This window comes from Streptosporangium brasiliense, assembly GCF_030811595.1.
GTDB lineage: Bacteria > Actinomycetota > Actinomycetes > Streptosporangiales > Streptosporangiaceae > Streptosporangium > Streptosporangium brasiliense.
Window position 1 is genome coordinate 998,851 of the sequence record NZ_JAUSRB010000001.1, and the last position, 11,738, is coordinate 1,010,588.

Genomic DNA, 11,738 nt, shown 5'->3' on the forward strand with positions numbered 1-11,738 from the left:
GTTCGCAGGCTGTAAGAAATCATCGGTAGTCAGATGTCTACATTCAAGTTCAACGGCAGCACAGCTTCGACCACCGTCCCCCCTTCCGGGGGCGAAGTGATCACGCAGGTGCCGCCGAGCTCGGCGGCGCGCTCGCGCATCGACGCCAGCCCGACCCCCGAGCGCCGGCCGGGAGCGAGTCCGACCCCGTCGTCGCTCACCTGGACGCGCAGATCGTCGCCCCGTTCCAGGCGGACCCGGACCGCATCGGTCTGGGCGTGCTTGCGGACGTTGGTCAGCGCCTCCTGGACGATCCGGTAGGCGGCCACCTCGGCGGCGGCCGGCAGCCCGGTCAGGTCGCCGTCCACCTCCACCACGACGTCGGGCCCGGCCATCTCGGTCAGCGCCTTGGCCAGGCCGAGGTCGTCCAGGGCGGGCGGGCGCAGGCCGTACACCAGGTGCCTGATGTCGCTGGTCACGCTGTCCATGCCGGAGCGCAGCTCGGTGAGCATGCGATCGGCGGTCTCGGGGGAGGCGCGCAGGGAGTGGCGGGCGACGTTGATGGACATGGCCATGCCGCTGAGCGACTGGCCGAGGCCGTCGTGGAGATCGCGGCGCAGGCGGCGGCGCTCCTCCTCCCGGGTGGCGATGATCCGCTCGCGGGACCGCCGCAGCGCGCCGACCAGCCGGACCGCGTGGGCGGCGTCGGCCACGTACGGGGTGAGCACGGCGATGACCCGCTCGTTGTGCGCGGCGGGCAGGCGCCTGACCCCCGGCGGGCCGATGAGCAGGTGCCCCACGGGCTCGCCGTGCCAGACGAGCTCGACGTCGCGCACCACCTCCCGCAGGTCACCCGCCGCGGCCTCGTCGGGCCCGCCGTCCTCGAACCGCACCGCGACCCCGGTCACCGCCAGGCCCTCGCGCAGCACGTCGAGGGTGGCCGTCAGCCCGCCGGCCGGGTCGGTCCGCTGCAGCCGCCGCCTGAGCTCCTCGGCCAGCGCCACCGGGTCGCCCTTGCTGCCGTAGAGCAGGCGGTCGGCGCCGCGCTGGAGCACCCGCCGGAGCGGGTGGAAGAACGCCCCGGCGCAGAGCGCGGCGAACAGGCCGCCGATCCGGTCGACGTCGGACAGGAACAGGCTGGAGGCCGCCCCCACCGCCACGTAAACGCCGCCGATCACGCCGACCAGGCCCGCGCCGACGATCGTCCGCGTGATCAGCGTCTCGATGCCGTAGAGGCGGTGGCGCAGCACGGAGAACGTGATCGCGGCCGGGATGAGCGGGATCGTGAACGAGGCCAGCCACCACACCGGGTTCCCGATCACCCAGGGGACGATGAAGGCCGCCATCGCCAGCAGCGGCCAGAGGATCTGCCTGCGCTCCCCGGAGTCAGCCCGCCGGAACCGCACGGCCAGCGAGACGAACGCCAGCAGCATCGCCGCGTTGGCGAGCTGGTCCAGGACGACCTGGGCCCGCCAGCCGAAGGAGAGCGGGTAGGGCTCCCGGAAGGGCAGGAACTCCGCGCGGAGCGTGTCGGCCAGCAGGACGGCGACGGTGAACCAGATCAGGGGCCGCCAGCGGGGGGAGGGCAGCCGCCCGTCAGGGTAGAGCAGCGGCAGCAGCACCCCGAGGAACAGGATCGTGAGCTGCCAGCTCACGTCGACGACCGTCCAGATCGCCGTGGGGACCGCGCCCCGGCCCAGGAGGGCGACGTTGACCGTGAGGCTGTTGACCGCCGAGCACATCCCGCCCAGGCAGAGCAGCCAGCCGATGACCAGCCGGGGCCGCTGGAAGACCAGCAGCGCCCCGAAGACCGGGAAGGCCGTGCCCGCCACGTCCTCCGGCGCGAACGGCAGCGGCGTGTAGGAGGGCTGCGGCAGCTGCGCCGTGACCCAGATGTTGACGCATTCCATGGCCACGGACATGGCGGCGATCAGCACCGCCGCCACCCGCGCCCGGACGGACGTCACCGTCGGTGACAACCGGCTCAGCCCGCGCATCGCCCCGGCCCTTCTGTGTCGTACTCAGAGGGACCTTAACGGGCGCGGACAACAATCCAATCAACAAGCGTTCAACGTGCGGCCGACACCGTACGGCGGCGCAGTGCCGGGCCGATCGCCAGCAGGCCCGCGGCGGCCACCAGGTTGACGGCGCCGATGGTCACCCAGAGTGCCGCGGGGCTCACCTCCAGCAGCCGGGTGCCGAGCAGCGGGGCGAGCATGGCGCCGCCCGACCAGGCGAAGCCGTACATGCCGGCGTAGCGCCCGCGCAGGTGGGGCGGGGCGAGCGACGCCACGATCGCGCCCGGGACACCCGCGGTGACGACCTCGCCCAGTGTCCAGAGGACGACCGAGGCCGTGTATCCGGTGAGGCCGGAGACGAAGGCGGTCAGCGCGAAGCCCGCGCTGATGATCGCCAGGCCGAGGGCGAGAACGGTGCTGTGGTCGCGCCTGCCGAACCAGTCGCCGGTCAGCGGCTGGAGGAGCACGATCAGGACGCCGTTGACGGCGATGACCAGGCCGTAGTCGACGGTGGTGAACCCCGCGTGGGTCATCGCCAGGGGCAGGGTGGTGAACGCCTGGGTGTAGGCCATGGTGGAGACGACGGTGATCAGGCTGAAGGCGACCATCAGCCGGTCCTTGAGCACGTCGGCGAAGCGGCCGTGCTCGCGCGCGCCCGGCGCGGGCAGCGTCTCCGGCACCGCCCGCCACACCAGCAGGCCGAAGACCAGCGAGGTGGCGGCGTTGATCCAGAACATCCAGCCGTACCCGACCCGGGCGAGCCAGCCGCCGGCCACCATCGCCACCGCGAAGCCCAGGTTCAGCGCCCAGAAGAGCAGACCGTAGGCGCGCGGCCGGTCGTCGGGTGAGACCAGGTCGGCCACCAGGGCGGTGGACGCCGGCCGGTAGGCGTCCACCGCCATGCCGAGCACGAACATGGTGGCGACGATCGCCGGGAGCGAGACGCTGTAGCCGAGCGCCACCATGGCGACCGCGGTCGCGACCATGCCGCCGGTCAGGGTGATCCGCCTGCCGAGCCGGTCGGCCAGCCATCCGGCGACGATCTGCGACAGCAGCGAGCCGACGCCGAAGACCGCCATCACCGTGCCCGCGTCGGCGTAGGACATGCCGCGCACCTGGGTCAGGTAGACGCCGATGAACGGCTGGACCATCATGCCCACCCGGTTCACCAGCGTCCCGGTCCACAGGGCCCAGAACGCGCGGGGCAGGCCGCCGACCTTCGACCGCAGGAAACCGGGCTTGGCAAGGGTGGTGCTCGTCATGTGATCAGGGTTGGACACGCGTCCCGCCATGCGCGAATCTTTTAGCCGTGCCTAAAAAGTCCTGCCACGTCGAGTGGATCTTCGCGCCGGACGACGTGGCCCGGATCCGCTTCGCCTTCTCCCCGATCTGGGAGCTGGTCACGAGCCTGCGCGCGCTGCGCGACCCGGCCAGGCACTCCCTCCACCTGCCCTGGGTGCGCGCCGTACGGTCCCGCCTGACCGGTCTCGACCTGTCGGAGCTGTTCGCGCTGGTCCCGCTCCGGGGCTATCTCGTCGACTTCGTCACCCCCACCCCCGAGACCCCGATGCCCGACTTCGCCGCCGACCTCGACCGGGTGCGGCGCACGCCCCCGGGGCGGGCGGCCGAGGAGGCGGGCCGGGTCAGCGGGTCCGACCCCCGCGTCATCGAGCGCTTCACGGCCGACCCCGAGGCGGGGGTGGCACGGGTCGCCGACACCCTGGAGCGCTACTGGGAGACGGCCTTCGCCGAGTTCTGGCCCCGGATCTACGGCCTGCTGGAGGCGGACGTGCTGCGCCGCTCCCGGCAGCTCGCCGTGGGCGGGGCCCGCGAACTCTTCGCCGACCTGCACCCGAGCGTGCGCTGGCACGGCGACCGGCTCCGCGTGGCCCGGCCCTGGCGCTACTCCGAGCCGATCGGCGGAGACGGCCTGGTGCTGGTGCCGACCGCCTTCTACTGGCCGGACACGGCCGTGATGGTCGAGCCGTACCAGCCGATGCTCCTCTACCCGGCGACGGGCGTGGGCACGCTGTGGGCCGCCGGCCCGCCGCCCGCCCCCGGGGCCCTCGCCGCGCTGCTCGGCCGCACCCGGGCGCAGATCCTGACCGCCCTGGCCGAGCCCGCGACCACCTCGGGGCTCGCCCGCCGGATGACCATCACCCCGGGGGCGGTCAGCCAGCACCTGGCCGTCCTGGCCGACGGGGGCCTGGTGACCCGCCGCCGTCTCGGCCGCGAGGTCGTCTACCGCCGCACCCCGGTGGGCGACTCGCTGGTCTGCGCGTCCTGACCGGACGGCGGCGGGGCGGCGTGGTGCGGCCGCCCGCCCCGCGCCGGGCACCCGGCGCGCTCCGCCCCGCCGGACACGCCCCTCCACGGTGCCCCGCTGAGATCCGCTGAGATCCGGAGGCCCGCGGAGATCCGGAGGCCCGCGGAGATCCGGAGATCCGCTGAGGCCCGCGGAGATCCGCTGAGGTCCGCGGAGGCCCGGAGGTCCGCGGAGGCCCGGAGGCCCGTGCGAGGCGGGCGGTCACCTCATGTCACGCCGTACCGGCTGGACTCCAGGAGCCACTCCAGCTGGGCCCGGGGAGCCGACAGGAAGGCGCACGCCACCTTGCTGACGTCCCTGGCCTGCGCCGGTGACAGCCCGAACCGGTCGAACAGCCCGGGCAGCCGCATGGCGGCGGCCCGCAGGTCCTGCGCGCGCTCGGCGATCCGGTCGTTCACCCACGCCACCGCGCCGGAGTCCGGGAGCCCGAACGCGGCGGCGGCGACCGTCACGTAGTTGTGCACGTCCCCGTTGGCGCGCTCCTTGGGGTAGGAGGCGACGTCGTTGCACCAGGCGGTGACGTCGTTGCAGGACTCCACCAGGGTCCGCCAGGTCGGGCTCTCCCGCAGCCTGGCCGGCACCTCCACCCCCAGGCACGGCTCCACCAGGTCGAACAGGTAGGGGCCGGCGGTGCCGCGCCGGAGCGCCGGATACTCCCCGGCCGAGGGGACCCGGCCGGTGCGCCGGTTGTCCGCCTCCGCGCGGCAGGCCGCCCCCTGCTCCCGCAGCCCCTGGGCGAACCGCTCCCGCCACCGCGCGCTCATCCGTCCGGCGGTGATCCGCCACAGGTCCTGGAAGGCCGCTTCGACCGGCGCGGTGCCCTCCTCCGGGGCCGCCACGGCCTCCCGCTCCCGGGCCGGTACGGCTTCTCCCTCCCGGGCCGGTACGGCCTCCCGCGGCTGGGGCGGCGTGACGCGCGCCAGGCGTCCGAGGCGCGCGAAGGCGGCCCCCACGATCTCGGCGGCGTGCCCGGCCGGTTTCTCGTCCCACTCGTCGTCGAAGTGGAACAGCCAGGTCAGCCACTTGGCGAACAGCAGGGCCGAGTCCATGCCGAAGCCGGCGAAGGCCCGGCCGGCCATCCGCTCGAACCCCGCCCGCGCGGGCGTCTCCAGCCCCATCTCCCAGGACCACTCGGCGAGGGCGGTCTCGATCCGGTCGACCGAGGAGTGCATCCGGCACGGGGCGGCCATCACCGGGACCCGGTCGGCGAGGGGCAGCAGCAAGGCCGCGGCCACCGCGGGAGCCCGTTCCCGCGGTGGCCGCGCCGCCGCCTGGCCGGCCGTCCCGGTGACCTCCTGGGACGGCGTCTGTGTCAGCGTCTGTGTCAGCGTCACTACAGCGGACCGAACAGCCAGTTGCCGGCCGCGTTCGGGTCGGCGCTCGTGTAGTACTGCCGGACCGCCTCGACCAGCTCGCCGGAGGAGATGGCGCCGTCCCGGTCCCGGTCGAGCCGGTCGAAGGCCGTGTCCACGTCGTCGTGCGCCGTGCCGAACGCGGTCAGCAGGACCCGGAACCCGGCCGGGTCGACGAGCCCGTCGCCGTCGGCGTCGCAGAGCGCCGCGAGCGCCTCGGCGGCCGGCCTGAACGCCGTGTCGAACCGGTCCCCCTCGGCGAACGCCGAGATCATGCCGGTGCGGAACTCCTCGGGGGAGAGCGCGCCGTCGCCGCCGGCGTCGATCTCGGCCGAGAGGGTCCGCCAGATCGACTCGAAGCCCTCGACGAGCCTGCTGCCGGCGGGCGAGGTCGGCGACTCGCCGAAGCCGATCAGGATCCGGGCCCCCAGGCCGAGCAGGTCGTCGCGCTCGATCTTCCCGTCGCCGTTCACGTCCATGTGCGCGAAGGCGCGCTCCAGTTTGTGCCTGAGAAGTTCAGGGCTCATCTTGACCTCCTGGTTACGTGAAGAACTCAAGCGGTTACCGCAAGTGACGATAGCGGGGTGATTCTAGGAGCAACTCCAGGTAAGCCCTGGGAATGGTCAAGAAAGCGCAGGCCACCTGGACCACCTCGCGGGAGTCGGCGAAGCCGAGCCCGTGCCGTTCCACGACCACGGGGACCGCGCGGGCGGCGGCCCACAGCTCCTCCATCCGGTCCACGACCCGGTCGACCACCCACTGCTCGGCCGCCGCGCCGCACAGGCCCAGGGAGGCCGAGGCCGCCGCCACGTAGCCGCTCCCGGCGGCCAGGTCGTCGCACCAGGCGGTCACGTCGCCGCTCGCCTCGACGACCGCCCGCCACTGCGCGCTCTCCCGGACCGGCGCGGGCACCTCCACCCCCATGCAGGGCTCCACCAGGTCGAACAGGCACTGACCGGACCGGGCCCTGCCCAGCGCCGGATACTCCTCGACCGGCGGCGTCCGGGTGTCGAGCAGCGCCGCGTGCTGGGCGGTCAGCCCGGCCAGGAACCGCGCGCGCCACTCGTCGCCCATCCCGGGCGCGCAGATCCGCCACAGGTCGGCGAAGGCCCGCTCCAGCGGCGGCCCCGGCTCGCCGCCGCCGGCCACCGTGAGCACCCCGGCGAGCGCCGAGGGCTCCTCGCGGAAGCGGGAGGTCCAGGTCAGCCAGCGCGCGAACAGCGTGGCCGTGCCCATGCCGTACCGGGCGAAGGCCCGCCCGGCCAGCAGGTGCGCGCCCGCGCCGGGCTCGGTGTCCAGGCCGACCCTGCGGGACCAGTCGAGCACCGCGGCCTCGATCTGGTACGTCGACGGGTGCATGGGGCACGGGGCCGCCATCGCCGCCAGCCGTTCGGTGAGCGGGACCGGCAGCGTGGCCCCGCCCGATGGTCTGTCAAGTCCGGTGCGCATCGTCTCTTCCCCCGAATAGAACTTCAGCCGCTCCGGCGCACACTGTAGGAGGGGATGGGGCAGGTCACGCGGAGGCACGACGAGGCAGGTCACGCATGGGCACGGCGGCTCCGATGCGGCATCTCACCGCTGTTGCTCGTAACGTGTGCGAAACACGGAGCGGGCAGACTGGTAGAAGACCAGGCGTGTCGCACCACGTCGGAGTCGGCGATGAAGGAGAGAGCTTTGGACCGCCAGCAGGAGTTCGTTCTCCGCACCCTTGAGGAGCGCGACATCCGGTTCATCCGGCTGTGGTTCACCGACGTGCTCGGCTTCCTCAAGTCGGTGGCGATCGCCCCCGCGGAGCTCGAAGGGGCCTTCGCCGAGGGCATCGGCTTCGACGGCTCGGCCATCGAGGGCTTCGCCCGCGTCTACGAGTCGGACATGCTGGCCAAGCCCGACCCGTCGACGTTCCAGATCCTGCCCTGGCGCAGCGAGACGCCGGGCGCGGCCCGGATGTTCTGCGACATCCTCATGCCGGACGGCTCGCCCTCGCACGCCGACCCGCGCTGGGTGCTCAAGCGCACCCTGGCCAAGGCCTCCGACATGGGCTTCAGCTTCTACACCCACCCCGAGGTCGAGTTCTTCCTGCTGAAGAACCGGCCCGAGCGCGGCGCGCGCCCCGAGCCGATCGACGACGGCGGTTATTTCGACCACACCCCGCACAGCTCCGGCCACGACTTCCGGCGCAACGCGATCATGATGCTGGAGTCGATGGGCATCTCGGTCGAATACAGCCACCACGAGGGCGGCCCCGGCCAGCAGGAGATCGACCTGCGCTACGCCGACGCGCTCACCACCGCCGACAACATCATGACCTTCCGGCTGGTCATGAAGGAGGTCGCGCTGGAGCAGGGCATCTGGGCGAGCTTCATGCCCAAGCCCTTCACCGAATACCCCGGCTCCGGCATGCACACCCACATGTCGCTGTTCGAGGGCGACCGCAACGCCTTCTACGAGCCCGGCGCCGAATACCAGCTGTCCAAGGTCGGCCGCTCCTTCATCGGCGGCCTGCTCGCGCACGCCGCCGAGATCACCGCGGTCTGCAACCAGTGGGTCAACTCCTACAAGCGCCTGTGGGGCGGCGCCGAGGCGATCGCCGGGGCCGGGGGCGAGGCCCCGAGCTACATCTCCTGGGGCCACAACAACCGCTCGGCCCTGGTCCGGGTGCCGATGTACAAGCCGCACAAGAGCGGCTCGACCCGCATCGAGTTCCGCTCGCTCGACTCGGCCTGCAACCCCTATCTGGCCTTCGCGGTGATCCTGGCCGCGGGCCTGAGGGGCATCGAGCAGGGCTACGAGATGCCCCCCGGCGCCGAGGACGACGTCTGGGCGCTGACCTCGGCCGAACGCCGCGCGCTGGGCATCCAGCCGCTGCCCCAGTCGCTGGACGAGGCCATCGCGGTCATGGAGCGCAGCGAACTGGTCGCCGAGACCCTCGGCGAGCACGTCTTCGACTACTTCCTGCGCAACAAGCGGACCGAGTGGCGCGAATACCGCCGCCAGGTCACCGAGTTCGAGCTCGGCCGCTACCTTCCAGTCCTGTAAGCCCAGGCCGGCGGCGGATTCTCGCAGGATGAGGGCCCGGGGCCAACCGTGACGCATCGTTGACACGTTCCCCGGGCCTTGCGTGCTTCGCGCTACGCGCGGTCCGGACTCGGGCTGTGTTTCTTGGGGCTCCGCCCCAGACCCATCGCTCCGTCTGGAAAGCGGAAGGTCGGTGGTCCGGCCCCCTGACCACATCATCTGAACAGCCCAGACGCCCCGAAGCGTGACCGCTGCGGGGTGCTTTTCGTGGTGTTCGACGGCGCTGGCGATTTCAGGTCCTCGGCGCGCTCCGCGGAACCGTCACACGGGCACTATGGTCACCATGCCTTCGAGCCCCTTGAAGTCGGCGTCGTTGCGCGTGTAGAGCGGCAGACCGCGAGTGGATGCCACTGCCGCGATCATCAGATCCATTCTGCGGGGGCGTGGGTCGCGATCGGCGGCGATCGTGAGGGCCACCAGGGTCCCGTAGCGGGCGGCGGCGTCGCCGTCGAAGGGCAGCGGTTCGAAGTCGGTGACGGCTGCCCCTAGTTTCTCCATGCGTGCGGCTCTGGTCCCAGCGTTTCCGGCCATGGCGACACCTTGGTGGAGTTCGGCAAGAGTGATCGTGGTGATCTCCGGGATGGCCGGCAACCGGGTTGGGGCGATCAGATCCAGATCGATGCAAGTGCAGGTGTCGAGCACCCCGGACTCGTCACGGTCAGGCGTGGCTGCGCTCCCGGGGATCGTTGTCGTCGCCGACGCGATCTTCCGTGCCGAAGAACTCGTCGGCTTCCTGGCGCATGCGCTCGTGGTCCACATGCGGTAGCCGGCGATGGCGGGCGACCAGTTCCTCCGCGGTCAGGCGTCGTCTGCGGGACAGGGGCCGTAATTCGGCGACTTCGATGCCGTTGCGGGTGATGTGGTAGACCTCGCCCGCCTCCACCGCATCCATGACGGCTGCGGAGTTGTTGCGGAACTCGCATTGGGTAATCGTCTTCATGCATCCAATGTGGCCCCCCGTGTCCCGAGGTGCTACGCCATTGTGAATGATCTGTCCGCCGGTAGACCCGATGTCGTCGACGGCAACGCCCACCACCACCACAGCTACGCGTAGGGCACCGCCGGCACCTCCCTACCCCTGGCTCCCAGTGATATGAGCAGGGCGATTGCCACGCCTGAAAAGCGGAAGCCAGGGCTTTCGTCTCAGCCGACGGTAGCTGACGGCATCGTCCCGAGCGTGTGTGCCGACATATGAGGGGATTCAGGAGATCCACATGGCAGCCCGGCGCTGAGGATCACGTGGCGTCGAATGCGGCGCAGCCCGAGCAGTGCTGGTGACAGCCCCATCCTCTAGCATTCGCGGCCATGCGGCTGATCACATCTTTGTTCGTGGCCACTGGCACCGTGCTGATCGCATGGGGGCTGTACAACGGCATATTCGTTGTGCAGATATGGGCTGACAGCGGGGCAGGCGAAGCTCAGATAGCGGTGGCCTTGCATGCGCTCGCTCGCCCTTTCCTGCTCGCCTTGTCGGGCACCGGGTTGATGCTGGGTGGTATCGCGGTGGCCGCTCTGGCGCGTGCTCGGTAGCCTGAGATCGTGGTGCTGCCCTGGTATGGCTGGGTGCCAAGACCCGCCCCGGGGTCGCTGCGAGCCCTCCAGTAAGTCGCAACGCTTTCTCGCGATGCCGGTGGGAGGGCCTGTGACCGCAACACCTGGCCGCTCCCGTCGTCCGGTGGTCGAGGACGTGACCGCCGGCTGAACGCCCCGGCGTGACGGGCGGACCGAGTGGTGCGTATGCCGCCGCAGGTCACCGGGTCCGAGCCCGGCCGCTGCCCGTCGGTGCCGCGGCGGTCCCTCACACGTCGCGGGCGGGCGGAGACGGCGCGCCGCCGGCCCGACTCCGTACGGCCCGCCTGTCCCGTCCGTGGTCCGCGGCGGTGGGCCGTACGAGATATCCGATCAAACGCAGGCAGCGGAGAGTTTCCCGGGAGTATGCTCTGCGCCGTGCGCGCCGGCGCTCCCTCCGGGACAGCCGGCGGCGCGCTCGTGCGGCCGCCGCCCACGGGGCGGGTCCTCCACCGTGAGCGCACGCCGGGCGGCATGCCGCCCGGATCCCGGCTGCCCGGGATCACCGACCCCTGGTTCGCTGTGTACGCAACGACTCCGGTAAAATCGGTCGGCCTGTTTAGAGTGATTTTTGAGGATCAATAGCCATATAAGGCAATAGGAGGTGCGGCATGACGACGGCTGCCGAGCTGCAGACCGTGTTGACCGTTCCGGCGCGTTTCCGCGGGCCTGAGGGCACCGCGAACGGCGGATGGATCGCGGGCACGGTCACCGAGGCGTTGCACGGCGCCCGGCACGACTCGGCCGTCGAGGTCACGCTGCACGCCCCCACGCCGCTGGAGACCGAGCTGGCCGTGCGCCACCTGGCCAACACCGCCACCCTCACCCACGGCGACACCCTCCTCGTCGAGGCCATCCCGGTCGCCGAGCAGCTCGACGCCCCGGCCTTCGTCCCCTTCAACAAGGCGGCCCTCGCCGAGAGCGGTTTCGCCGGGCTCACCGGTCACGCCTTCCCCGGCTGCTTCGCCTGCGGCATGCGCGACCCCGGCGACGGCCTGCGGATCTTCCCCGGCCCGGTGCCCGGCACCGACCTGGTCGCCGCCGGCTGGCGGGTGCCGATGACCGTCACCGACGAGGACGGGGCCGTCCCCGACTCGATCATCTGGGCCGCGCTCGACTGCGTCACCGGCTGGGCCCACTTCGGGCCCGGCGAGTCGGCCCTGCTCGGCCGCCTGACCGCGCAGGTTCACCGCCGGGTCTACCCTGGCGGCACCTACTCCGTGGTGGGCCGCGCCACCGGCCGCGAGGGCCGCAAGCTCTTCGGCGAGAGCGCCGTCTACGAGGTGGACGGCACCCTGGTGGCCGCCGCCAAGGCCGTCTGGATCACCCCCGCCTGACCCGTCTGGATCACCCTGCCTGATCCCGCCCCGGGGCCGGGGCCGCCCGTGACCCGCGGGGGGCCGGGACAACGGGCCGTCC

General features: G+C 71.9%; 11 protein-coding genes. 4 read left to right on the plus strand and 7 right to left on the minus strand.

Going from position 1 to position 11,738, the window contains the following annotated elements:
- Positions 1-29 precede the first annotated feature (29 nt).
- A complete protein-coding gene (locus tag J2S55_RS04415) occupies positions 30-1,976 on the minus strand; it encodes a sensor histidine kinase (RefSeq protein WP_306857478.1) in 1,947 nt (648 codons plus the stop codon).
- A 71-nt stretch (positions 1,977-2,047) separates the two neighbouring features.
- Positions 2,048-3,259 (minus strand): MDR family MFS transporter, encoded by a 1,212-nt coding sequence (locus J2S55_RS04420; RefSeq protein WP_306857479.1) that lies wholly within the window; start codon positions 3,257-3,259, stop codon positions 2,048-2,050.
- Positions 3,260-3,306: 47 nt separating this feature from the next.
- Here J2S55_RS04420 and J2S55_RS04425 point away from each other — a divergent pair, with 47 nt between their 5' ends.
- Positions 3,307-4,284 carry an ArsR/SmtB family transcription factor gene (locus J2S55_RS04425; RefSeq protein ID WP_306857480.1) on the plus strand — a complete coding sequence of 326 codons (978 nt, stop codon included), beginning with the start codon at positions 3,307-3,309 and terminating at the stop codon, positions 4,282-4,284.
- Between the two features lie 245 nt (positions 4,285-4,529).
- Here the strand turns inward: J2S55_RS04425 and J2S55_RS04430 are convergent, their stop codons facing one another.
- The 3 genes from J2S55_RS04430 to J2S55_RS04440 are packed head-to-tail and all read right to left on the minus strand — an operon-like array spanning position 4,530 to position 7,124.
- Complete coding sequence (locus tag J2S55_RS04430; protein ID WP_306857481.1) at positions 4,530-5,657, minus strand: terpene synthase family protein; 1,128 nt, start codon at positions 5,655-5,657, stop codon at positions 4,530-4,532.
- Entirely contained in the window at positions 5,657-6,202 is a 546-nt protein-coding gene (locus J2S55_RS04435; protein ID WP_306857482.1) for an EF-hand domain-containing protein, read from the minus strand. Before J2S55_RS04435 ends, J2S55_RS04430 begins: the two co-directional genes overlap by 1 nt.
- Positions 6,203-6,236: 34 nt before the next feature.
- A complete protein-coding gene (locus J2S55_RS04440; protein ID WP_306857483.1) occupies positions 6,237-7,124 on the minus strand; it encodes a terpene synthase family protein in 888 nt (295 codons plus the stop codon).
- Between the two features lie 225 nt (positions 7,125-7,349).
- Between J2S55_RS04440 and glnA2 the strand changes: the two genes are divergently transcribed.
- Positions 7,350-8,711, plus strand: coding sequence for a gamma-glutamylpolyamine synthetase GlnA2 (glnA2, locus tag J2S55_RS04445; RefSeq protein WP_306857485.1), 1,362 nt, complete (start codon positions 7,350-7,352; stop codon positions 8,709-8,711).
- A gap of 300 nt (positions 8,712-9,011) precedes the next feature.
- On the opposite strand, the gene J2S55_RS04450 is transcribed toward glnA2, so the two are convergent.
- Positions 9,012-9,392, minus strand: coding sequence for a type II toxin-antitoxin system VapC family toxin (locus J2S55_RS04450; RefSeq protein WP_306857487.1), 381 nt, complete (start codon positions 9,390-9,392; stop codon positions 9,012-9,014).
- 16 nt (positions 9,393-9,408) lie between these two features.
- Entirely contained in the window at positions 9,409-9,690 is a 282-nt protein-coding gene (locus J2S55_RS04455; protein WP_306857489.1) for a type II toxin-antitoxin system Phd/YefM family antitoxin, read from the minus strand.
- Positions 9,691-10,055: 365 nt separating this feature from the next.
- Here J2S55_RS04455 and J2S55_RS04460 point away from each other — a divergent pair, with 365 nt between their 5' ends.
- Positions 10,056-10,280 (plus strand): hypothetical protein, encoded by a 225-nt coding sequence (locus J2S55_RS04460; RefSeq protein WP_306857491.1) that lies wholly within the window; start codon positions 10,056-10,058, stop codon positions 10,278-10,280.
- Between the two features lie 650 nt (positions 10,281-10,930).
- Positions 10,931-11,656, plus strand: coding sequence for a hotdog fold domain-containing protein (locus J2S55_RS04465; RefSeq protein ID WP_306857493.1), 726 nt, complete (start codon positions 10,931-10,933; stop codon positions 11,654-11,656).
- Positions 11,657-11,738 lie beyond the last annotated feature (82 nt).